The sequence below is a fragment of the Synechococcus sp. CS-603 genome, from assembly GCF_977929215.1.
Map to the genome: position 1 here is coordinate 1,496,092 of NZ_OZ376778.1, position 21,264 is coordinate 1,517,355.

A 21,264-nucleotide genomic window follows, 5' to 3' on the forward strand; every position below is an offset into this window, starting at 1 on the left:
GCGAGACGTTGTAGGGGGCTAGGCGTCGTAGTAGAGCCTGAATTCGTGGGGGTGGGGCCGCTGGCGCAGCTCCTGGACCTCTTCTGATTTAAGTGCGATCCAGTGCTCCAGGAAGGAGGCCTCGAACACACCGCCATCGAGCAAGTAGGCGTTATCGGCCGAGAGAGCCTCCAGGGCCGCTTCAAGTGAAACCGGCACGGTGGGAATCCCGGCCCGCTGCTCGGCTGTGAGCTCAAACAGATCCTGGTCGATGGCCTCGCCCGGGTCGATCTGCTGGCGAATGCCGTCGAGGCCGGCCAGCAGCAGGGCGCTGAAGGCCAGGTAGGGATTGGCCAGGGCATCACCGCTGCGGAATTCGAGGCGTTTTGCCGCCGGTTGGCTGCCGCTCAGCGGGATGCGCACGGCGGCGGAGCGGTTGCCCTGGGAATACACCAGGTTCACCGGCGCTTCGAAGCCCGGCACCAGGCGCTTGTAGCTGTTGGTGGCGGGGTTGGTGAAGGCCAGAAAGGAGGGGGCATGCTTCAGCAGCCCGCCGATGTACCAGCGGGCTGTCTGGGAGAGGTTGGCGTAGGTCCCTTCGCCGAAGAACAGCGGTTGGCCGCCCTTCCAGAGGCTTTGGTGCACGTGCATGCCGCTGCCGTTGTCGCCGAACACCGGCTTGGGCATGAAGGTGGCGGTGCGGCCATATTTTCTGGCCACGTTGCGCACCACGTATTTGTAGGTCTGGACGTTGTCGGCCGCTGTGATCAGCTCGGCGAAGCGAAAACCCAGTTCCTGCTGGCCGGCGGCGCCCACCTCATGGTGGTGCTTTTCGATCGGCAGCCCCAGCTGGGCCATGGTCAGCAGCATTTCACTGCGGATGTCCTGGAAGGTGTCGTTGGGAGCGACCGGGAAATAACCCTCCTTGCTGAGGATTTTGTTGGCCAGGTTGCCGCCTTCCTCGAGTCGGCCTGAGTTCCAGCCCGCTTCGATTGAATCCACGCTGTAGAAGCAGCCACTGGCGCTGGAGTCGTAACGGACGTCGTCGAACAAAAAGAATTCCGGCTCCGGGCCGAAGAAGGCCGTATCAGCCAGGCCGGTTGCATCCAGGCAGGCCAGGGCCTTGCGGGCGATCGAACGGGGGCAGCGCCCATAGGGCTCGCCGGTGCGCGGGTCCTGGATGGAGCAGATCAGGCTGAGGGTGCGGTGCCGGCAGAAGGGATCGATCCAGGCCGTCGCTGGATCCGGCACCATCGCCATATCAGATTCGTGGATCGACTTCCAGCCCCGGATCGAAGAGCCATCGAAGGCGATGCCGGCCGTGAAGCTGGCGGCATCCAGCAGGTCAGGGGCAATGGTGAGGTGCTGCCACTTGCCGTGCAGATCGCTGAATTTGAGATCGATCAGCTCGATCCCTCCCTCCCGCACCTGGGCAAGAACGTCGCTGCTGGAGCTGGGCATGGCAGGGGAAGGGGCGAGCGGGGGTGTTGGCCTGCGGTCATTGTGAAGACCACCGGACGGGGGGCGTCAATCCGGGGAAATCAGGCCGAAGGGGCTGCGTAACCCTTTCTGTCAGGTTCTTGAAATCCCATGGCTGGACAGGGTTCTGGGCAATCCCAGATGCTAGTTTCCGTGCAAGGTCTATCGATCTCCCTGTCATGCGCGACGCCATTACCGGCCTGATTGGTCGGTATGACCAGCTGGGGCGCTACTTCGATCGCGATGCGATCGAGCGGATCTCCGGCTATTTCTCCGAGGCTCAGGCGCGCCTGGCGGCCGCCGAGATGATCAACCGTGAGGCCGCCGAAATCGTCCGCGAAGCCAGCCAGCGGCTGTTCGCCCAGGATCCCGAGCTGTTGCTGCCCGGCGGCAACGCCTACACCACCCGCCGGCTGTCCGCTTGCCTGCGCGACATGGACTACTTCCTGCGCTACGCCAGCTACGCGCTGGTGGCCGGGGACCCCACCATCCTCGATGAACGGGTGCTCAACGGCCTAGACGACACCTACAAGAGCCTGGGTGTGCCCACCGGCCCCACCGTGCGCAGCATCTCCCTGCTCGCCGATGTGGTCAGCGAGCGGCTGGCCGAGGAGGGCCTCGGCGATGCCGATCTCGCGCGCATCCCCTTCAACCACATGGCCCGCGGTCTTGCCGTGGTCAACGTTCGGGCTCGCTAGGGCCTGCAACGGCTGAATGCCGCCCATCCGCCCTTGCCTGGCTGGGTAGTCTTCAACTTCTCTTCCATTCGCGCCGCTGGCCTTGGTCTCCCAGTCCCCCTCCGCCCCCGTCAGCGACCGTCATCGCCTCTCGGTCGGACCGATCGCCACCCCGGAACGGCTGCTGCTGGGTCCAGGCCCTTCCAATGCCCATCCCACCGTGCTGGCCGCCCTGGCGCGCAGCCCGATCGGTCACCTCGATCCGCTCTACATCGAGCTGATGGGCGAGGTGCAGGAGCTGCTGCGCTACGCCTGGCAGACCGACAACCGCCTCACCATTCCGATGAGTGGCACCGGCAGTGCGGCGATGGAGGCCACCCTGGCCAACACCGTTGAACCTGGCGACAGCGTTCTTGTTGCCGTCAAGGGCTACTTCGGTCTGCGCCTGGTGGACATGGCCCAGCGCTACCGGGCCGAGGTTCACACCATCGAGCGGCCCTGGGGGGAGGCCTTCACCCTGGCGGAAATCGAAGCGGCGCTGCTGCGCCACCAGCCGAAGATCCTGGCCATCGTCCATGCCGAAACCTCCACGGGCGTCTGCCAGCCGATGGAGGGCATCGGCGAGCTCTGCCGTCGCCACAACTGCCTGCTGCTGCTCGACACCGTCACCTCGCTCGGCGCTGTGCCGGTGTATCTCGATGCCTGGGGCGTCGACCTGGCCTACAGCTGCAGCCAGAAAGGCCTCAGTTGCCCCCCCGGCCTCGGACCCTTCAGCATGGGGCCCCGCGCCGAGGCCAAGCTGGCGGAGCGCCAGGGCAAGGTGCCCAACTGGTACCTCGATGTCTCCCTGCTCAACCAATACTGGGGCAGTAACCGGGTCTATCACCACACGGCGCCGGTCAACATGAACTTCGGCATGCGCGAAGCCCTGCGTCTGCTGGCGGAAGAGGGCCTGGAGAACGCCTGGGCCCGCCATCGTCAGAATGCCGAGCGGCTCTGGGCAGGGCTTGAGCGGCTGGGGCTGGAGTTGCATGTTCCCGAGCCCCTGCGCCTGCCCACGCTCACCACGGTGCGCATCCCTGAAGGCATCGACGGCAAGGCCTTCAGCCTTCACCTGCTCAACCGCCACGGCATCGAGGTGGGTGGCGGCCTGGGCACCCTGGCCGGCAAGGTCTGGCGCATCGGCCTGATGGGTTACAACAGCCGCGCCGAGAACGTGGATCTGCTGCTCAATCTGCTGGAAACGGAGTTGCCCGGTTTTCGCTCCTCCCAGCCGAGCGATCAAGGCGCTGTTGCCGTCGCCGCCGCCTGAACCAGCCTTCCAGCAGCGTGGCGGCTTCAGCGCCGAGCAGCCCGCCCTGCACCGCCATGGTGTGGTGGGCGCTGGGGTCTGTCGCCAGGTTGAGGCAGCCGCCGAGCCCCCCACGTTTGGGGTCGGCCGCGGCAAACAGCACGGTTCCCATGCGGGCCTGGATCAGGGCGCCGGCGCACATCGGGCAAGGCTCCAGGGTCACCAGCAGGGTGCAGCCGTTGAAGCGCCAGTCGCCGCGCAGCAGGGCCGCCTGGCGCAGGGCCACCAGTTCGGCGTGCCCGAGCGGGTCCTGGCGGGTCTGGCGTTGGTTGGTTCCCCAGCCCAGGCAACGGCTGCTGCCATCGAGCACCGCCGCCGCCACCGGGATCTCGCCCCGTTCACCGGCCAGCGCCGCCAGCCGCAGCAGTCGCTCCATCCAGAGCTGCCGCCATCCCGTGCCGAATTGAGTGGGAGTGAGCACGGTCTGGAGCACGCCGGTGCACGGGCCCGTTCAGGCTGGCATTTCGCCAGAGTGCGCTCTCGCTTCGGCCAGGATTCCTGCCGCGCCGACCAGCAGAATGAAATCCCAATCCGCCCTGCCCTTGGCTGTGACGCCTGATTTAGGTCGGGTGCTGGACCCCCTTCCCTTCGCCTCGCCCGGTGCGTTCGATCCCGGCCTGGAAGCCTTCCTGCAGGAGGCCGCCCACCACCTCTGCCGCTGGTTGGGAACGGCGGCTGATCGTCCGCCCCTACCGGGGCTCAGCCTGCTGCCGGAGGTGGAGCCGCAGCTGCTTGGCGTTAGTGGCGAGCGGCTGCTGGCAGATCTGCAGCTGCTGATGGAGGGCTCCTACAACCCCGGCCATCCCGGTGCCCTGGCCCACCTCGATCCGCCGCCGCTGACCTCCTCGCTGGTGGCGGATCTGGTCTGCGCCGGCCTCAACAACAACCTGCTGGCGGAGGAGCTGTCGCCAACCCTGAGCCGGCTGGAGCGCAGCCTCTGCGGCTGGCTGGCCCGCCGGGTCGGCCTGGGCGATGGCGCTAGCGGTGTCCCGGCCAGCGGCGGCAGCCTCAGCAACCTGATGGCCCTGGTCACCGCCCGCCACAGCCGCGGCCTGCAGACCTGCGGTGAGGCCGTGGTGATCGGCAGTGCCGATCTCCACGTGTCGATCGACAAGGCGCTGGTGGTGATGGGCCTGGCTCCCGAGGCCTTGCGCCGCCTGCCTGTGGACGCGGCGGGCCGGCTCGATCCCGGCCAGCTTGAGCGCGAACTGATCGAACTGGAGCGGCGGGGCAGGCCGGTGATCGCCGTGGTGGCCAGCGCCGGTACCACCGTGCGCGGGGCGGTCGATCCCCTGACTGCCATCGCTGCGGTCTGCCGCCGGCACGGGGTCTGGCTGCACGTGGATGGGGCGATCGGTGGGGTGCTGGCGCTGAGCGAGCGGCACCGCGAGCGGGTGGAGGGAATCGGCCTGGCCGATTCGATCACTTTGAACCCCCAGAAGCTGCTGGGAATCACCAAGACCTCGTCGCTGCTGTTGCTCGCCGATCCCGGCCTGCTGCCGGCCACCTTCGCCACCGGGCTGCCCTACATGGAGCCGAGCTGGGGCCCCTGCCATGGAGGCGAATCAGGGCTGCAGGGCAGCCGCAGCGCCGAGATTCTCAAGCTCTGGCTTGGGCTGCGCCAGCTGGGTCTTGAAGGCATCGACCGGCTGATCGAAGCGGCGATCGGCCGGCGCCGGCGGCTGCGCAGCGCGCTGGAAACCGCCCTTCCCCAGGGGGCCCTCAGCCTGCTGAGCGGGCCTCTCCACCTGCTGGCCTTCCGGCCCGCTGGCTTGGACGCCAGTGCCAGCGCTAGCTGGTCGGCCCAGTGCCGCGCCGATCTGATGGCGGAGCAGCTGATGCTCTCGCGCCCGCTGTATCACGGCCATCACCACCTCAAGGCCGTGCTGGGCAATCCCCACACTGGAGAGGCTGAACTGGAGATGCTGGTGGCCGTGGTGAAGCGATCCCTGCCGACGATCGCCGCTCCGAACGCCGCTCCGAACGCCGGCATCGGGGCTGCCAGCCTGGGTGCGGTTGGAAACGACAACGGCGCGAGGGTTTCCCATGGTTGAACCGAATGTCAGGGGCCGCTGGGTGGCGATCCTGACCGGAGCGATCTCGATCCTGATCGGGGTGCTCTACCTCGGGCTGATCACCGTGCTCGACGCCCGCGGCCCGCTCCTGCCCCCCCCTCCCGAGGCCCTGGGCGTGGTGGCAGCTGCGGATCCTTCCGCCGTTGCAACGGCTCCACCACCCGCTGATAAGCCGCTTCCAGAAAGCTCTTCAGGGCTCCCTCCCGCCGGTTGAGGTCGTACTGGCGGCGCACCACCTCCTGCAGACCGCCGTCTCCCCAGTCCTGGTCCTGCTCGAAATAGGTCAGCACGCTCTGGCCGGCGATACGGGTCAGCCAGGCGGCACTCACCCCCTGGACCACCTTGCTGAGGGCCAACGCCGGCAGGTTCAGCGTCAACGCTGAGCCGATCAGGCCCAGCCCTCCCTTGATCACGCCGAGGCCGGCCAGGCTGCGGCCCACCGAAAGGGCCAGCTCCTGGCCACTGGCGCGGGAGATCTCAACGCCGTAGACCCGGCCGATTTCCATCACCATCTGGGCGTTCACCGCCGCGGTGCCAAGCAGGTCGACGACCGGCAGGGGCGTGACCACCAGCACCCCGGCGCCGATCCACATGTAGCGCTCGATCAGCGTTTCGCTATCCCGCCGCCGTTGGCGCGACAGCATCTCTCGGCTCGCATCACCGAGGCGCCTGCTCTGCAGCAGGATGTTGTCGGCGATCAGCTCCTCGCCGTCCTGTTTGAGCACCGTGGCCAGACGCTGCAGCAGAGCTTCGATCTCCGGAGCGGGCTGGAGCGGTTGACCGCCGGGCCTCGGCACCGATTGGGGCGCGGCACTGGCGGGGATCACGTCCCCCGCCTCGATCCGGCCGGCGGTTCGTTGGCGCAGCAGCTGCAGCAGGCGGCGCTCTTCCTCGTCGCCGCGCAGATCACATTTGTTGAGCACGAGGATCAGCCGCTTGCCCAGGCCGGCGAGGGCCTCGAACACCTCCAGTTCCGTGGCCCGCAGATCCCCGTCCACCACCAGGATCAGCAGGTCGGCCCGGGCGGCCCGCTGGCGGGCATTGGTTTCGCGTTGGCGGCCATCTGCGCCTGCTTCGAGAATGCCCGGCGTGTCCACCAGTTGCAGCCCGCGGCGCAGACCCTTCAGCCGCAGCTGGTAGCTGTGGCAATCGGCCGTTGAGCCCATCGGCGCCCCCACCTCCCCCACCACTTCGTTGAGCAGGGCGCGGATCAAGGAGGTCTTGCCGGATGAGCCTGCGCCGAACAGCACCAGCACCAGGTCGCCGCGGGCCAGGTCGGCTTCCACCTGCTCCCGTTCCTGGCGCAGGACTTCCTTGGCGACGTCGTCGCGGACGCGCTCCAGCATCTGGTCGATGGCCTGCAGGTTGCGCTCCGCCGCCTCCTGGCGGCTGGCGAGCGGTTCACGTAGCGCTTGGGATGACACGTTCCGGCGGCGCGGCCCGCGCCAGGCCAGCAGCCACGGCCAGGCCAGCCGCAGGGCCAGCAGGCCGCCAGCTCCGATGATCAGCAGCAGCACCGGACCCACCAGCCAGGCGGGCAGCAGGACGTTGAGCTGCCAGAGCAAGGTGTTGACGGCCTGCAGCAGCAGGGAGAGAGCCACCACCGCCAGCAGGGCGGCTCCGAACCACAGCCAGGGACGCAAGCGCCGCATCAGGGTCCGGCCGCCTTGGCCTTCAACGCGCTAGCCGGCACCGGGCCGGAGGCGCGGATGATGTCGCTCCATAGCGCGGCAGCCACGGCGCTGGAGCCAGCGGTGGGCTTGTTCTGATCATTGCCCAGCCAGATGCCCATCACCCAGTGGCGCCTGGGCTCATAACCCACATAGACCAGATCGCGCCCTTCGTTGGTGGTGCCGGTCTTGCCGCCCTCCTCCCCGCCGAGGGAGGCGCCGCCGCCGGTGCCCGCGCGCACGACGCTGCGCAGCAACCCCTGCATCTGCTTGGCATGCTCGGGTTTGAGCACGGGCCTGGCCGGGCTGATCACCCGATCAGGGGCCTCCTGGCGCTCAAGGCAGCGGGCACTCTCGAGGCCGCCGCAGGTTTCGGCGTCGGTGAGGCGGCGGATTGTGCTGGGGGCATGCCAGATTCCGCCATTGGCGACGGCCCCGTAGGCGGCGGTGAGCTCGATCAAGCGCACCTCGCTCTGACCGAGGGCCAGGCCGGGAACCGCCTCAAGCGGCGTGCGGATGCCCAGGTCTTCGGCCATCTGCTTCACCTTTTCGAGCCCCACCTGCTGGGCCAGGCGTAAGGCCGCGGTGTTGCTGCTGACCGCGAAGGCCTGGCGCAGGCTGAGGTTGCCCCGGCAGGAACTGGTGAATGTCTGACCTGCCCAGGTGAGGGCATCGCAGCGAATGCCGCTGCCGGGCGCCTGGCCTTTCTGCAGTGCGGCCAGGTAGGTGAACAGTTTGAAGGTGCTACCCGGCTGGCGCAGAGCCATGCTGGCCCGGTTGAACTGGCTGCGGCGGTAGTCGCGGCCGCCGGCGATCGCCAGCACCCCGCCGCTGCGCGAATCGAGCACCACCACCGCCCCCTCGTCGACGCCGGCCGGGGCGCCGGAGTCGAGCCTGCGCCGCAACCGTTGTTCCACCACCTGCTGCAGCGCGGGGTCGAGATGGGTTTCGACCAGGAAGTTGCCTTCGGCGGCCACATCGGCTCCCAGCAGATCCTCCAGGTCGGCGCGCACCTGATCGGTATAGAAGGGCGCCGGTCGGCTGCGGCCGGCCCGGCAGGCGTTGGCCCCGAGCTGAACCGGCTGGCGCCGGGCCTGGCGGGCACGGTCGGCGCTGATGCGCCCGGTATCAGCCATTTTCAGCAACACCCCATTACGGGCTTTGAGCGCGGCCTGGGGGTTGCTGCAGGGATCGTTGCCGTTGGGAGAAGGCAGCAGGCCCACCAGCAGGGCGGCCTCCTCCAAACTGAGCTTGGCGGCAGGCTTTTCAAAAAACGAGCGGGCGGCATCTTCGAAGCCCCAGCCCACCCCCAGATAGACCCGGTTGAGATAACTCAGCAGCAGGTCTGCCTTGCTGAAACGCGCCTCCAGCTGCAGGGCCACGAGCAATTCCCGCCATTTGCGCACCAGGGTTTCCCCCTGGCCCACCTGTTCGGGATAAAGGCTGCGGGCCAGCTGCTGGGTAAGCGTGCTGCCCCCCTCCAGCACCCTGCCGCCCAGCACGTTGGTGACCAGGGCCCGGGCCGTCCCGATCGGGTCGACGCCGGGATGCCACCAGAAGCGACTGTCCTCACTGGCCAGCAAGGCCTCCACCAGCACGCTCGGATAGCCGCTCAGGGTCTTGTTTTCGCGGTGTTCGCTGGATTCAGGGGAATTGAGCGGGCGGTTCTGCCGGTCGTAGAGGGCCAGCGGGCCGCGCACGGGCGCCAGGCTGCCGCGCACCGGCACCCGCAGCAGGGAGAGCCCCAGCAGGCCGACCCCGGCGATGGCGGCGGCAGCGGCCGCCAGGCTGGCGCTCGCCGCGAGTCGCAGCAGGCGCGGCCTTGATCGGCTCTGGAAAACCAGCTCCGGCAGGCCCGGCTCGGAGGGGGGGCCAAAACGCAGCGCATCACCGTCGCGCAGCAGCAGTTGCCGGATGGGCCGGCCCTGCCAGTAGAGGCCATTGGTGGAGCTGTCGTCACGGATCAGCCAGTCCTGGCCGACCTGCTCAAGCAGGGCGTGGCGCTTGCTCACCGCCGGGTGATCGATGCGGATCTCCAGCTGGCTGTCGCGGCCGATGCGGTAGAGGCCGCCGTGAAGGCTGATCCGGCGGCTGGCCCGGCCCGGCTGGAACACGTCGAGCAAGGCCTCGCTCGGCGGGGCCGCCGCTGGCAGGCCCTTGTTCAACCTCTCAACGCCCAGCACGGCGCTGGCCCTCCCAGAAATCGAGGGCCAGGAAGAGCACCGCCAGGTTGATGGCCACATCGGCCAGGTTGAACACCGGGAACCGGATCGGCACCAGATCGAGAAAATCCACCACCCCGCCCAGCCGCCAGCGATCGAGGCCATTGCCCAGGGCGCCGCCCAGCAGGCAGCCCACTCCCAGCGCCTGCCAGCGCCGCAGGGCACTCTGGCGTTGGATCCAGATCACCAGGCCGACCGCCACCACAAAGCTCACCAGCCCCAGCACGGCGGTGGCCTGGCTGAACAGGCTGAAGGCGGCGCCGGTGTTGAACAACAACCGCAGGCGCAACACCCCGGGGATGAAGGCTCTGGGGACCGCCTCACTGAGCGCGTCCACGGCCCAGAGCTTGCTGAGCTGATCGAGCAGCACAACGACCACGGCCGCCAGCCAGGCGATGCGTCGGCCTCGGTTGGGGCTGGCTGTCATTAGGGGATGGCTGTCATCAGGGAATAGCTGGCTTCATGATTCGACCAGAAGGAGTTTGCGCAATGGCACCGCCAGCACGGCCACGGCACAGCAGAGAAGTGCCTGGGGCAGGAGTGGTCCGAGGCTGTAGCCGATCAGCAGATCGCCCAGGCTGTCACCCCAGCGGCCGGCCAGCCCACCGATCAGCAGGTTGGCGATGCCAGAGAGCTGAATCACCAGCAGGCCCAGCAGTGCCGCCCCCAGCAGGCGCAACAGATCGCCCATTCCCTCCTGGCGGGCGAGGCGGCCGGTCAGCCAGCCCGCTGGAACGAAGCCAGCCAGATAGCCGAAGCCTGGATCCAGCAGATAGGCCAGGCCGCCACCGCTTTGAAAGACCGGCATCAACAGCAGCCCCAGGCTGAGGTAGGCCACCGCTGCCAGCAGGGCGGGCCGTGGGCCGCAGACCAGGGCAGTGAGCAGCAGGGCTGGCACCTGGGCGGTGACGGGCAATTCCTGAAAGATGACGCCACCCCCTGAGGCCGGCAGCGGAATGAAGGTCTGAATCAGACCTCCACTGATGATCAGCAGCAATCCGACAACGGCGCCGCTCCAGTTGGCTAAGGCCCGCACACGCAGAGACAATGGTTCTCTCCATCCTGCTGTAGTGGAGAGTCACGGAGCGTTTTTGATGATGGCTTCTGCGGATCTTGAGCACCCCACCCCCCTGAGCATCGGCGCCAGGGTGCGTTTGAAGCTGCCTCCCGACTACCTCAAAACCGCCGATTCCAGGCCGATGCTGCGGCCTCCCGACCTGGTGGATGTCGGTGAGATGGGCCAGGTGACGGCCCTCAAGTCGGGCAACGAGCTGGCCGTTCGCTTCCGCCGCGGCACCTTCCTGTTGCGGGCCGATCAGCTCAGCGTCGCCGAGAGCGAAGAGCTCAGCGGATGAGCAGACCAGACCCGCTCGGCGGCTGAGAGGGCCTCGGCTGGACCACAGAGACTGAGGCTGGGCCCAGCCAGCAGGCTGCGGGCGCAGGTCCAGAGATCGCCTGGGGTCAGCTTCTCGGCGCGGCGACTGGCCTCATCCGGGTACGTCCACTCCAGACCGTGACCCAGCACCAGAACTTGGCGATCGGCAATCTGACCGCAGGTCTGACGGCCCGCGGCGACCAGACCCCGGTATTTGGCCAGAGCCAGCTGCCATTCCGTGTCGCTCAGCGGTTGATCCAGCAGCCGTTGCCATTCCTGCAGCAACTGACTGGTGGCTTCAGCGGCTCGCTCCGCCGAGCTGGAGAGATGGAAGACAAAGGGGGCCCCGCCGCGTCGCGCCGGCAGGTGAACGCCGACGTCGTAGGCCAGGCCCTGCTCTTCGCGCAGGGACACGAACAGGCGACTCGACATGCCGATGCCCAGATGGCACTGGAGCAAGCGCAGGGCCAGTGAGCGGGGATCGCCGAGCGGAACCGTGACGGCTCCCAGCATCAGCACCAACTGTTCGGTGTCCTGGGCCTCACAGGCCAGGGAGGCGACGCTGCGCCCGGCAGGCCCGGGTGCCATCGCCGGAGCAGTGGTGGGCCAGCCATCTCCGCTGGGCTCGAGAAGGGCCCGCAGCTGGGTTGGCGGCTGACCGGCGATCACCAGCACCGCTCCCTGGCGGCCGAGTTGGTCGGCGGCCTCCAGCAACTGGGGTCGCCCCAGGGCGGCCAATTCCTGGTCCACCCCGAGGGGGTCATGGCCATAGGGACCGTCGCCATAGAGCTGGTGGCGCAGCAGATCATGGGCCTGCTGGAAGGGGTCCTCCCGCTGGCGATTGAGGGCCTGGAGGTTGAGCTGGCGCTCCAGGCTGATCTGGTCGTTGGCCAGCCAGGGGTTGCGCACCATCGTCTGCAGCAGGGGCAGCAGGGCCGGGCTGTCGGCACTGGCGCACTTGAGGCTGATCAGCAGGCCGTCTTCCGACGCCTCGCAGCGCAGCTCATCGCCCAGACCTTCAACCAGATCGGCCAGGGCCTCACCACTGAGGTCACCGCAGCCCCGGCTGAGCAGTCCGGCCAGCAACTGGGCGCGCCCCCGTTGTCCGGCGGGGTCTCCAGAGCTGCCGCCCCGGATCAGGAGCTTGACGGACACGATCGCCGGGCCGGGCCTTTGAATCACCCAGACCGGGCAGCCGCCTTTCAGCGTGAAGCTCTCCGGCTCCGGCAAGCGGGGGGTGGGGGCATGGCTCATGCCGGCAAGACAAGCAGACGGCAGGCCAGGTCGGGATCCAGTCGCGGCAGCATCTGCTCCTTGAGCCGCTCCACGCTCCAGCCGGCGAGTAGCTCAAGTGGATGGTTCAGCGGAGTCAGCCGCCCCCAGAGGCCCTGGTGGCCGGTCAGGCCAGCCACCGAGGAGGCCGATTCCAGGCCGAAGCGATAACCGTTGGAAACCAGGCGCCGCGCGCGCTCCAGTTCCTGCTCGGTGGGGAGCTGATCGGCGAGCTCACGCAGCACCTTGGCGATCTCGGCTTCAACCTGGTCGGCCTGCTCCGCCTCAAAGACGGCTTCGAGCATGGCCAGGCTGCCGGCCTCCAGCACGTTGAGATCCAGGTCGATGCTCTCGACGATCCTGAGGTCTTCCCGCAGCCGTTGCACCAGCCGACTGCGCTTGCCCTCAGCCAGCAGGGTGGTGAGCAGGTCGGCGCCGGCAATGGCGTCGAGATCGGCTGCAGCCGGAAACTCCCAGACCATCAACAGGCGGGCAGCCTCAAGCCGTGGTAGACGCAGGTCGTGGCGGCCGCTTTGCAGGTGCAGGCTTGGAAAGGGTGCACCGCCCGGATCCTCGATCAGATCGTTGGCGGCGGGCAGAGTGACCAAGGCACTGGCGGCCACATGGCGCTCCAGCTCCAGCGCCCCGACCGCACCGGCCATCGCCAGGCTGCAGTTCTCGGCCCGGTAGCGCCGCCGATGGAACTGGGCCATCCGTTGCGGGTCATGGTCGAGCAGGGCCTGGCGGTCGCCGAGGATCGGACGGCCATAGGGATGGCCGGGACAGGCCAGGGCCAGCAGCCGCTGAAACGCCACCTCTTCAGGCTGGTCTTCGCTCTGGGCCAATTCCTCCAGCACCACCTGCTTCTCCATGCCGAAGTCGTCGGCATGGAGGCGGGGATCAAGCACCAGATCCAGCAGCAGGTCGAGGGCTTCGTGGGCCGCTTCCGGTGGAATCAGCACGTGATAGTGCACATCGTCGAAGCCGGTGGCGGCGTTGCTGCTGCCACCGAGGGCCTCGATGCGCCGATCGAATTCACCGGCGGCGAGCTGGCCGCTTCCCTTGAACACCATGTGCTCAAGGAAGTGGGCGATCCCCGACTCCTCAGCTGTTTCGGTGCGGCTTCCTGCCGCACACCAGAAATCCAGGCAGACCACCGGCGCCTGCTCCTGGTCGACGCTCACCACACGCACCCCGTTGGCAAGGTTGGAGCTGTGGGGCGCCGGGAAGATCTCGGGCGATTCGGCTGGAAGCGGCAAGTGGGGAACTGTGCAGGCAGAACCTGCAGGCATGGGAGGATCTGCATTCTGCTGGCTGAAGCAGCGTTCGTGACCAGAACCGCTCCCCACGCCGGAAGCATCCACCCCTTGGTGGATGCCCTGGCTGACCAAATCCGCGAGAGCTGGAGCAGCCTGCCGGGGTTAGCTCCCCTGCCGATCGCTCCAGACCTCGAAGCGATCAGCGGCAGCCTCGATGGCGAGAAGTTGTTCATCCGCAACGAGTTGAAGCAGTGCCGGGGCCTGCGCAAACTTCACCTCGAAACAGCCCGGCTCGGTGCCGGTCTGCAAATCCTTCACTGCGTGTTTTTCCCGGATCCCCGCTTCGATCTACCGGTGTTCGGTGCCGACATCGTCGCGGGCCCGGCCGGTGTCTCCGCCGCCATCGCCGATCTTTCGCCCACCGGTGCCACCCTGCCTGCCGGCATCGTCACTGGCCTGGAGGCGTTGCCGGTCCACCCGTTCAGCCAGCCGCGCGAGCTGCCGGCCTGGGGCACGATCTTTTCCCCTTTCGTGCGCTTCGTGCGGCCGGTGACCCCCGCCGAAGAGGGCTGGTTCATCGAGGAGGTCAAGGGGCTCCTGGCCGTGCTCGGCAAGGCCGTGATTGAAGGCAGCGAGCAGCCCCCAGACCACGCCGCTAGCCTGAATCGCTATCACGGGCAGCTGTCGTATTGCCAGCAACAGAAACGCAACGACAAGACACGACGGGTTCTGGAGAAGGCGTTCAACCCAACCTGGGCGAACCGTTACATCGAGGAACTCCTGTTCGACGACCCGAGCCCGCCGCCGTCCCTGGGGCCTGGTGGCAGCGTCGCTGGCTGATCGCTCTTGTTGGGCTACTCGTGCTCGGCGGCGCTGGGGCCCTGGTCTGGAAGCAGGGCCAGCCATCGGCCCCGCCTGCGCAGGCGGCCCTGCCCAAACCAGTGGTTCCAGCCGAAGCCGTTTCGGCCCTCGGCCGGCTTGAGCCAGCCGGAGATGTGCGCAAGCTCGCCGCCCCGATCACCGGCATCGGCGGCAGTCCCCGGATCACCGCGTTGCTGGTGCAGGAAGGCGATCGGGTTGTGCCCGGCCAGCTGCTGGCCCGCTTTGATAACGGCCCTCCGTTGCAGGCGGAACAACAGTTGCTGCGCAGCCGCATTGAGAACCTCAGCCGCCAGTTGGTGGTGATCGAGCGTGACATCAACCGCTATCGCCAGTTGGCCAAGGCAGGCGCTACGGCCGCGGCGGATCTGGAGAACCGCGAGCTGCGCTTGATCGAAGTGCAGGGAAGCCTGCGGGAAGCCCGCGACGAGCTCGTCAAGGTGGAGGCCGATCTGGTCAACACCGTGCTGACGGCCCCGATCGCCGGCACCGTGCTGCGGCTGCAGGCCAGGGTCGGCGAACGGCCCGGCGATGCCGGCATCCTTGAGCTCGGCGCCGGCGACCGGATGGAAGCGGTGGCTGAGGTTTATGAAAGTGACATCAACCGGATCCAGGTGGGTCAACCGGCCACAATCACCAGTGAGAACGGCGGTTTCAGCGGCACCCTCAACGCCAAGGTGATCCGCATCAGCCCCCAGGTGCGGCAACGGGACGTGCTCTCCACCGACCCCACCGGCGACGCCGACGCCCGGGTGGTGGAAGTGCGGCTGAGCCTCGATCCAGAGGATTCCAACCGGGTGCGCAACCTGGTGGGAATGAAAACGATCACCCGTTTTCTGCCGTGAGCGGGCGGGGCTGTTGGGGCCGGCTCTGGGGGCGCGGGCGATTCCGCTGGCCTGGCTGCTGCTCACCCGCCAACCGGTGCGGCTGGCGGTGGCGCTGGCGGGCATCAGCTTCGCCGGCATCTTGATGTTCATGCAGCTGGGCTTCCGCGACGGGCTGTTCGATGCCAGCGTCACGATCCACAAGGAGTTCGACGCCGATCTGGTGCTGATCAGCCCGCGCACGATCAGCTCGGTCAGCATGTCCGGCTTTCCGAGGCGGCGGCTGGTGCAGAGCCTCGCCGATTCCGAGGTGGCAGGGATCACGCCGGTGAACTGGAACCTGATGATCTGGCGCAACCCAGAAAACCGCAGCACCCGCTCGATTCTGGCGATCGGCTTTGAGCCCAACGATCCGCTGTTTCTCGACCCGGAGCTGAAGATCAAGGCCCAGGCGCTCACCCAGCAGGGCCGGGTTCTCTTCGATGAGCAGTCAAGGGAGGAATTCGGTCCGGTGGGCGAGTGGTTCCGCGAAGGCCGCACCGTTGAAACCGAGGTGGACGGCAAACGGGTGCGCGTGGCCGGGCTGGTGGGCCTGGGCCCCTCGTTTGGTGCCGACGGCAACCTGATCACCAGCCGCGAAACCTTTCTGCGCCTGAGGCCCGGCACGCCGCCCGGGAGCATCGAGGTGGGCCTGATCCGGGTGACCCCCGGGGCTGATCCGGTCGCCGTGCAGGCGCGCTTGCAGGCCCTGCTGCCCCAGGACGTGTCGGTGCTGACCAAGAGCGAATTCGAAGAAGCCGAGAAGGACTACTGGCGCAGCAGCACGGCGATCGGTTTCATCTTCACCCTTGGCGCTGGCATGGGCTTTGTGGTCGGCTGCGTGATCGTCTATCAGATCCTCTACAGCGACGTCAGCGACCACCTGCCGGAGTACGCCACCTTGATGGCGATGGGTTATCCGCTCCGTTCCCTGCTGGGGGTGGTGGCCCGGGAAGGCCTGCTGCTGGCGATGCTCGGCTATCTGCCGGCCTATGGCGTGGGCCAGGGGCTCTATGCCCTGGTGCGTGCCGCCACCAAATTGCCGGTCGAGATGAACACCACCCGAGCGGTGGTGGTGTTCAGCCTGATTCTGGTGATGTGCATGGGCTCAGCCACGATGGCGATGCGCCGCCTGGCCGACGCCGATCCAGCCGAGATCTTCTGATCGGCCCAGAGCTTCAGAACCCATCGCGGCCCCCAACCCTTCAGCCCATGGCCTCCTCCACTCACCGCAATGGATCCCAGGCCAATGGATCAAATTCCGACGGATCCCAGCCCCCGGCGACGGTGGAGGTTCGTGGCCTTTGTCATTGGTATGGCGAAGGGGAGATGCGCCGCCAGGTTCTCGCGGACGTCGATCTCTCCATCCACCCGGGCGAGGTGGTGCTGCTCACGGGCCCATCGGGATGCGGCAAGACCACCCTGCTCACCCTGGTGGGGGGATTGCGTCAGGTTCAGCAGGGCCAAGTGCGGGTGCTGGGGCAGGCCCTGAAGGGATCGAGCCGGGGCCAGCGCCAGCGCCTGCGCCGCCAGATCGGCATGATTTTCCAGGGCCACAACCTGCTGCGTTGTCTCAGCGCCGAGCAGAACGTGCAGATGGGCTCCGACCTGCTGCCGGGTCTGAGCTACCGGGCCCGGCGTGATCAGGCGCGCGAATGGCTGCGGGCGGTTGGGCTGGGCGACCACCTGGCCAAGGCCCCCCACGACCTCTCCGGTGGCCAGAAGCAGCGGGTGGCGATCGCCCGGGCGCTGGCCGCCCACCCGAGGCTGCTGCTGGCCGATGAACCCACCGCCGCCCTTGACAGCCGCAGTGGCCGGGATGTGGTGGATCTGCTCAAAGGTCTGGCCCGCGAGCAGGGCTGCGCCGTGCTGCTGGTGACCCACGACCCGCGCATCCTCGATGTGGCTGATCGGTTGGTGGAAATGGAGGATGGCCGCCTCCGGCTCTCTCCCTCGTCTGCTCCACTGGTGGCCCTGGCCTGATGGCCAGGAGTAGGATGGTTTTTCTATCCCCAAGAACAACGGTTCTCGATGTCGAAACGCAGGAATCTGAAGAAGGAAAAGCAGGAACGCAACCGCTCCTACGCCCGTAAGTTCAAGAAGCGCAAGTTGCGCAACGACGGTCGCGGTGAAGGCGCTGGCAACGGCGTCACCGGCACGGCCAACAACGGCGGCGCCGCCGACTGACCCGCAGACGCATGTTTCCAAGCGTCGTCATCCCCACCTACAACCGGCGACCGATCCTCGAGAAGTGTCTGCGCGCCCTGGAGAACCAGGACCCGGCCGCTTCGGTGGATCGTTATGAGGTCGTCGTCGTTGACGACGGCTCCACCGATGGCACCGCCGAGTGGCTGCGCCAGGAGGCAGCCAGTTTTCCCCATGTGCGCCTGATCGAGCAGGACCATGGCGGTGCCGCTGCCGGGCGCAATCGCGGTGTGGATGAAGCCCGCGGAGACGTGATCGTTTTCATCGACAGCGATCTGGTGGTGACGGCCGGCTTCCTTGCCGCCCATGCCACAGCCCTGGAGCGCCACTGGCGCCAGAGCGGTAACAAACTGTGCTTCACCTACGGCGCGGTGATCAACACCAGTAACTTCGCCGATCCCAGCAGCGAGCCCCACAAGCTCAGCGATCACTCCTGGGCCTATTTCGCCACCGGCAATGTGGCCATCGACCGCGACCTGCTGGAGCGCTCCGGCCTGTTTGACACGGGCTTCCGGCTCTATGGCTGGGAAGACCTGGAACTGGGTGAACGGCTGCGGCGGATGGGCGTGGTGCTGGTGCGTTGCCCGGAGGCCCCCGGCTATCACTGGCACCCGGCCCTGAGCCTGGAGCAGGTTCCCGATCTGGTGCGCCTGGAGCAGGAACGGGCCCGGATGGGTCTGGTTTTTTACCGGAAACACCCCACCCGTCGGGTGCGCTTCATCATCCAGTTCACCTGGCTGCATCGGCTGCTCTGGGAACTGCTCACCGCCGGTGGCCTGCTCAATGAGCGCAGCCTCAGGCCCTTGCTGGCCTGGCTGCTGCGCCGTGGCCATTCCGACCTGGCGATGGAACTGCTGCGCCTGCCGCTCAACCGCATCGGTGTGCGCGCCCTCTTCCGCGAAGCCCGCGCCGCTGGGCTCAGCTGAAAATCAGCCCAGCAAGCGCTTTGGTAGCTTGGGTAGTCCCTAAAAACACCGCACACCTGTCCGTTTCGGGTGCTCAGGCGAATCCCGGCCGCTCCTATCCCCACTCCCACTGGAGCTGGCGATAGAGCTGCTCCGCTCTGATCCCTGGCAGGTGGAGGCGAACCCGAAACCCCACCCCTTAACCATGGCTGTCGTAACCCTCTCCGAAATGATGGAGGCGGGTGCCCACTTTGGGCACCAAACCCGTCGTTGGAACCCCAAGATGTCGCGCTACATCTATTGCGCGCGCAACGGAGTTCACATCATCGATCTCGTGCAGACCGCCATCTGCATGAACAACGCCTACAAATGGACCCGCAGTGCCTCCCGCGCTGGCAAGCGTTTTTTGTTCGTCGGCACCAAGAAGCAGGCCTCCGAGGTGATCGCCCTTGAAGCGGCCCGCTGCGGTGCCTCCTACGTGAACCAGCGCTGGCTGGGCGGCATGCTCACCAACTGGAGCACGATGCGCGCCCGCATCGATCGGCTCAAGGATCTTGAGCGGATGGAATCGTCTGGCGCCATCGCCATGCGCCCCAAGAAAGAAGCCGCTGTGCTGCGGCGCGAACTGGACCGTCTGCAGAAGTATCTGGGCGGTCTCAAGAACATGCGCCGCCTGCCCGATGTGGTGATCCTCGTCGACCAGCGCCGCGAATCCAACGCGGTTCTGGAATGCCGCAAGCTCGATATCCCCCTGGTGTCGATGCTGGACACCAACTGCGATCCCGATCTCACCGACGTGCCGATTCCCTGCAACGACGACGCGGTGCGCTCCGTTCAGCTCGTGCTCGGTCGCCTCGCCGACGCGATCAATGAGGGCCGCCACGGCGACTCCACCGATCAACGGGCCAGCGAAGACGAGGAGGGCTGAGGCCCCGGGGCCGTCCGCCTGGCCGGCCCTCCCTCACCCATCCCATTCCAGCTCTCCTCCCCCTTTCTCTCTTCTCCTTTTCTCCCCATGGCTGAGATTTCAGCAAAGCTCGTCAAGGAACTGCGCGACAAGACCGGCGCAGGAATGATGAACTGCAAGAAGGCGCTCCAGGAAGCCAATGGCGACATGACCAAGGCGACCGAGTGGTTGCGTCAGAAGGGGATCGCCACCGCCGAGAAGAAGGCGGGTCGCACCGCTGCTGAAGGCTCGATCGGCAGCTACATCCACACCGGTGCCCGGGTGGGCGTGCTTTTGGAGCTGAACTGCGAAACCGATTTCGTCGCCCGCGGTGATGTCTTCCAGGATCTGCTGCGCAACGTGGCGATGCAGATCGCCGCCTGCCCCAGCATCGAATACGTCAGCACCGATCAGATTCCAGCGGAGATCGTTGAGCGCGAGAAGGTGATCGAAATGGGCCGCGACGACCTCGCCGGTAAGCCCGACAAGATGAAGGAAAAGATTGTCGACGGGCGCATCGGCAAGCGACTCAAGGAGCTGGCCCTGCTGGATCAACCCTTCATCAAGGACAGCTCGATCACGGTGGCCGAACTCGTCAAGCAGGTGGCCGGCCAACTCGGTGAAAACATCCAGGTTCGGCGTTACACCCGCTACACCCTCGGCGAAGGCATTGAGGTCGAGCAGAGCGACTTTGCTGCCGAAGTGGCTTCAATGGGCGTCGGCACCGCCTGAGCACCTCCTGAGCTCCATCGCGCCTGAGCACCTTCGCCTGAGCCCTGCCCAGCCCTCTCCTCCTCCCCCCATGGCCTTGGATTCCAGAGCCACTGCATTGACGGAGGCCACCGACCAGCTTGAGCGGCTTTCCCAGCGGCTGCTGGAAGGCAACGGGGCTTTGTACAGGGATCTGGCCCTCTACCTGCAGGTGCTCAGGGAAGGCCTGCCGATGGCGGTGCAGCAGGCCACCTTCCATGTGGCCACCCAGCTGGTTCCAGAGCGTTATAGTGCCCTGGCTGAAGGCCGGCGTCAGGAGCTGCAGCAGCGCTTGGCTGAGCTGGTGAAGCGCTGCGGTTGCTTGCTCACCCTGGAGCAACTGGTGGTGCTCGGCCAGCAAGTGCGACGGGAGCGGAGGCGCCAGCAGCGGCGGGAGCAACAGCGGCTGATGGCGTCGATGCTGGACGGGGGCGATTCAGAGACGGCTTCCTCGCCTGCGGCCCAGGCTCCCTTGCCACCGGGTTCGGTGCGGCTCGGCCTTGATCTGCCCCTCTCCGCTGAGTTGTTCGCCTCGGGCCTGCCGGGGCTGGCGGGTCTCACCGACCTGGCCACCCTGGTGGGACCGATAGGTGCCTCAGAGGCCAGTCGCTCCAGGGCGGACGTTGCCGTTGACGACAGCGACGACGAGGGCCTAGGCGACGAAGACAATGACGACTCAGGCGATGACGATGAAGACGGTTCTGACGACGACGACTCTGAAGATGACGACTCAGACGTGGTTGAAGTCCTAACCGCCGAACTGCTGGGAGAAACGGAGGCTGAGCTCGAAGGACAAGCGGAGAGGAAGGCTGACGATCAGGAAGGAACGCCAGGGAATGGGGAGACCACCGAAGCGATCGAGCCCTCGCTTGTGCCCCGGCAACCGCTTGAGCTGCTCAAGTGGTGGGACTCCCTCGATCGGGCCCTGGAGCGGCGGCTGCGCAACCTCTCCCATGCGATCAATCTCGACCTGCTTCGCCTCGGTCTGACCCGCAGCTTGCTGCCGATCAATCTTCTCGACGCCGTGCTGGCCGGTCAGGTTGAGGCGATGCCTGCCCCAGCCAACCTGTTGCGGCTGTCGTTGCCCTTTGGCCCTGACGGCATGGCCGGCCAACTGGAGGCGATCGGTTTGCTGTTGCGCAGTGCTGATCTGGAGTTCGATCAGGCCCGTCTGCGCACCTGCCGCCGCCGGTTGGAGCGCAGACGGCAAGATGTGAGCAAAATGGCCCGGCAGTATCGCCACTGGCAGCGGCGGGCCCGGTCGCTTGAGGCGGAGCAGCAGTGGTTGGAAGACAGCCAAACCAACCTGCCGACTCCTCCCTGAGCCGCTCCCCCCAGCCTGGGGCCGACCAGCCTC

General features: G+C 67.0%; 21 protein-coding genes. 13 read left to right on the plus strand and 8 right to left on the minus strand.

Going from position 1 to position 21,264, the window contains the following annotated elements; translation table 11 throughout:
* Positions 1–18 precede the first annotated feature (18 nt).
* A complete protein-coding gene (glnA, locus tag ACXMDM_RS07865) occupies positions 19–1,440 on the minus strand; it encodes a type I glutamate--ammonia ligase (RefSeq protein ID WP_071801282.1) in 1,422 nt (473 codons plus the stop codon).
* A 197-nt stretch (positions 1,441–1,637) separates the two neighbouring features.
* Here glnA and ACXMDM_RS07870 point away from each other — a divergent pair, with 197 nt between their 5' ends.
* Positions 1,638–2,156, plus strand: a complete 519-nt coding sequence (locus ACXMDM_RS07870) for a bilin-binding protein (protein ID WP_071801283.1) — start codon at positions 1,638–1,640, stop codon at positions 2,154–2,156.
* Positions 2,157–2,238: 82 nt separating this feature from the next.
* The gene (locus ACXMDM_RS07875; protein WP_071801284.1) at positions 2,239–3,447 is read left to right on the plus strand and encodes a pyridoxal-phosphate-dependent aminotransferase family protein; all 1,209 of its coding nucleotides are present in this window, start codon (positions 2,239–2,241) and stop codon (positions 3,445–3,447) included.
* On the opposite strand, the gene ACXMDM_RS07880 is transcribed toward ACXMDM_RS07875, so the two are convergent.
* Positions 3,365–3,862, minus strand: coding sequence for a nucleoside deaminase (locus ACXMDM_RS07880; protein WP_071802235.1), 498 nt, complete (start codon positions 3,860–3,862; stop codon positions 3,365–3,367). The genes ACXMDM_RS07875 and ACXMDM_RS07880 overlap by 83 nt on opposite strands.
* Before the next feature lie 142 nt (positions 3,863–4,004).
* On the opposite strand from ACXMDM_RS07880, the gene ACXMDM_RS07885 reads away from it, so the two are divergent.
* On the plus strand, positions 4,005–5,540 hold the full coding sequence (locus ACXMDM_RS07885; RefSeq protein ID WP_071801285.1) for a pyridoxal phosphate-dependent decarboxylase family protein: 1,536 nt from the start codon (positions 4,005–4,007) through the stop codon (positions 5,538–5,540).
* Positions 5,541–5,620: 80 nt separating this feature from the next.
* Here ACXMDM_RS07885 and ACXMDM_RS07890 read toward each other — a convergent pair whose 3' ends face one another.
* From ACXMDM_RS07890 to ACXMDM_RS07905, 4 genes are read right to left on the minus strand one after another with little or no spacing between them, the layout of a single operon-like run.
* Positions 5,621–7,213, minus strand: coding sequence for a YcjF family protein (locus ACXMDM_RS07890; protein ID WP_120352786.1), 1,593 nt, complete (start codon positions 7,211–7,213; stop codon positions 5,621–5,623).
* Positions 7,213–9,474 carry a transglycosylase domain-containing protein gene (locus ACXMDM_RS07895; protein ID WP_083544520.1) on the minus strand — a complete coding sequence of 754 codons (2,262 nt, stop codon included), beginning with the start codon at positions 9,472–9,474 and terminating at the stop codon, positions 7,213–7,215. The genes ACXMDM_RS07890 and ACXMDM_RS07895 overlap by 1 nt, the downstream gene beginning before the upstream one ends.
* Positions 9,401–9,880 carry a signal peptidase II gene (gene lspA / locus ACXMDM_RS07900; RefSeq protein WP_259723072.1) on the minus strand — a complete coding sequence of 160 codons (480 nt, stop codon included), beginning with the start codon at positions 9,878–9,880 and terminating at the stop codon, positions 9,401–9,403. The genes ACXMDM_RS07895 and lspA overlap by 74 nt, the downstream gene beginning before the upstream one ends.
* Positions 9,881–9,913: 33 nt before the next feature.
* Positions 9,914–10,489, minus strand: coding sequence for a biotin transporter BioY (locus ACXMDM_RS07905; RefSeq protein ID WP_259723073.1), 576 nt, complete (start codon positions 10,487–10,489; stop codon positions 9,914–9,916).
* A gap of 58 nt (positions 10,490–10,547) precedes the next feature.
* On the opposite strand from ACXMDM_RS07905, the gene ACXMDM_RS07910 reads away from it, so the two are divergent.
* On the plus strand, positions 10,548–10,808 hold the full coding sequence (locus tag ACXMDM_RS07910; protein WP_499569334.1) for an NAD(P)H dehydrogenase assembly family protein: 261 nt from the start codon (positions 10,548–10,550) through the stop codon (positions 10,806–10,808).
* Here ACXMDM_RS07910 and ACXMDM_RS07915 read toward each other — a convergent pair.
* Together ACXMDM_RS07915 and ACXMDM_RS07920 are read right to left on the minus strand one after the other, a co-directional pair.
* On the minus strand, positions 10,769–12,082 hold the full coding sequence (locus ACXMDM_RS07915) for a M16 family metallopeptidase (protein ID WP_259723070.1): 1,314 nt from the start codon (positions 12,080–12,082) through the stop codon (positions 10,769–10,771). The two genes, ACXMDM_RS07910 and ACXMDM_RS07915, sit on opposite strands and share 40 nt — an antisense overlap.
* Positions 12,079–13,392, minus strand: coding sequence for a M16 family metallopeptidase (locus tag ACXMDM_RS07920; protein ID WP_083544667.1), 1,314 nt, complete (start codon positions 13,390–13,392; stop codon positions 12,079–12,081). The genes ACXMDM_RS07915 and ACXMDM_RS07920 overlap by 4 nt, the downstream gene beginning before the upstream one ends.
* Before the next feature lie 36 nt (positions 13,393–13,428).
* Between ACXMDM_RS07920 and ACXMDM_RS07925 the strand changes: the two genes are divergently transcribed.
* From ACXMDM_RS07925 to ACXMDM_RS07965, 9 genes are all read left to right on the plus strand, one after another.
* Positions 13,429–14,199, plus strand: coding sequence for a phycocyanobilin:ferredoxin oxidoreductase (locus ACXMDM_RS07925; RefSeq protein WP_233830689.1), 771 nt, complete (start codon positions 13,429–13,431; stop codon positions 14,197–14,199).
* Positions 14,200–14,219: 20 nt separating this feature from the next.
* Entirely contained in the window at positions 14,220–15,083 is an 864-nt protein-coding gene (locus ACXMDM_RS07930) for an HlyD family efflux transporter periplasmic adaptor subunit (RefSeq protein WP_259723069.1), read from the plus strand.
* Between the two features lie 13 nt (positions 15,084–15,096).
* Positions 15,097–16,266 carry an ABC transporter permease DevC gene (gene devC, locus ACXMDM_RS07935; RefSeq protein ID WP_499569338.1) on the plus strand — a complete coding sequence of 390 codons (1,170 nt, stop codon included), beginning with the start codon at positions 15,097–15,099 and terminating at the stop codon, positions 16,264–16,266.
* Between the two features lie 164 nt (positions 16,267–16,430).
* Positions 16,431–17,084, plus strand: a complete 654-nt coding sequence (locus ACXMDM_RS07940) for an ATP-binding cassette domain-containing protein (protein ID WP_233831342.1) — start codon at positions 16,431–16,433, stop codon at positions 17,082–17,084.
* Between the two features lie 48 nt (positions 17,085–17,132).
* A complete protein-coding gene (locus tag ACXMDM_RS07945; protein WP_120352787.1) occupies positions 17,133–17,288 on the plus strand; it encodes an Asl3888 family RNA-binding protein in 156 nt (51 codons plus the stop codon).
* An 11-nt stretch (positions 17,289–17,299) separates the two neighbouring features.
* Positions 17,300–18,232 carry a glycosyltransferase family 2 protein gene (locus ACXMDM_RS07950; protein WP_259723068.1) on the plus strand — a complete coding sequence of 311 codons (933 nt, stop codon included), beginning with the start codon at positions 17,300–17,302 and terminating at the stop codon, positions 18,230–18,232.
* A gap of 184 nt (positions 18,233–18,416) precedes the next feature.
* Positions 18,417–19,139 (plus strand): 30S ribosomal protein S2, encoded by a 723-nt coding sequence (gene rpsB / locus ACXMDM_RS07955; protein WP_071801294.1) that lies wholly within the window; start codon positions 18,417–18,419, stop codon positions 19,137–19,139.
* An 87-nt stretch (positions 19,140–19,226) separates the two neighbouring features.
* The gene (gene tsf, locus ACXMDM_RS07960) at positions 19,227–19,889 is read left to right on the plus strand and encodes a translation elongation factor Ts (RefSeq protein ID WP_071801295.1); all 663 of its coding nucleotides are present in this window, start codon (positions 19,227–19,229) and stop codon (positions 19,887–19,889) included.
* Between the two features lie 97 nt (positions 19,890–19,986).
* Positions 19,987–21,231 carry a hypothetical protein gene (locus ACXMDM_RS07965; protein WP_259734987.1) on the plus strand — a complete coding sequence of 415 codons (1,245 nt, stop codon included), beginning with the start codon at positions 19,987–19,989 and terminating at the stop codon, positions 21,229–21,231.
* Positions 21,232–21,264 lie beyond the last annotated feature (33 nt).

Bases quoted from the DNA above. Each gene is read 5' to 3' on its own strand.
- glnA (WP_071801282.1), bottom strand. From the start codon at position 1,440: ATGCCCAGCTCCAGCAGCGACGTTCTTGCCCAGGTGCGGGAGGGAGGG.
- ACXMDM_RS07870 (WP_071801283.1), top strand. From the start codon at position 1,638: ATGCGCGACGCCATTACCGGCCTGATTGGTCGGTATGACCAGCTGGGG.
- ACXMDM_RS07880 (WP_071802235.1), bottom strand. From the start codon at position 3,862: ATGGAGCGACTGCTGCGGCTGGCGGCGCTGGCCGGTGAACGGGGCGAG.
- ACXMDM_RS07885 (WP_071801285.1), top strand. From the start codon at position 4,005: ATGAAATCCCAATCCGCCCTGCCCTTGGCTGTGACGCCTGATTTAGGT.
- ACXMDM_RS07890 (WP_120352786.1), bottom strand. From the start codon at position 7,213: ATGCGGCGCTTGCGTCCCTGGCTGTGGTTCGGAGCCGCCCTGCTGGCG.
- ACXMDM_RS07895 (WP_083544520.1), bottom strand. From the start codon at position 9,474: ATGTGGCCATCAACCTGGCGGTGCTCTTCCTGGCCCTCGATTTCTGGG.
- lspA (WP_259723072.1), bottom strand. From the start codon at position 9,880: ATGACAGCCAGCCCCAACCGAGGCCGACGCATCGCCTGGCTGGCGGCC.
- ACXMDM_RS07910 (WP_499569334.1), top strand. From the start codon at position 10,548: ATGATGGCTTCTGCGGATCTTGAGCACCCCACCCCCCTGAGCATCGGC.
- ACXMDM_RS07915 (WP_259723070.1), bottom strand. From the start codon at position 12,082: ATGAGCCATGCCCCCACCCCCCGCTTGCCGGAGCCGGAGAGCTTCACG.
- ACXMDM_RS07920 (WP_083544667.1), bottom strand. From the start codon at position 13,392: ATGCCTGCAGGTTCTGCCTGCACAGTTCCCCACTTGCCGCTTCCAGCC.
- ACXMDM_RS07940 (WP_233831342.1), top strand. From the start codon at position 16,431: ATGCGCCGCCAGGTTCTCGCGGACGTCGATCTCTCCATCCACCCGGGC.
- ACXMDM_RS07945 (WP_120352787.1), top strand. From the start codon at position 17,133: ATGTCGAAACGCAGGAATCTGAAGAAGGAAAAGCAGGAACGCAACCGC.
- ACXMDM_RS07950 (WP_259723068.1), top strand. From the start codon at position 17,300: ATGTTTCCAAGCGTCGTCATCCCCACCTACAACCGGCGACCGATCCTC.
- rpsB (WP_071801294.1), top strand. From the start codon at position 18,417: ATGGCTGTCGTAACCCTCTCCGAAATGATGGAGGCGGGTGCCCACTTT.
- tsf (WP_071801295.1), top strand. From the start codon at position 19,227: ATGGCTGAGATTTCAGCAAAGCTCGTCAAGGAACTGCGCGACAAGACC.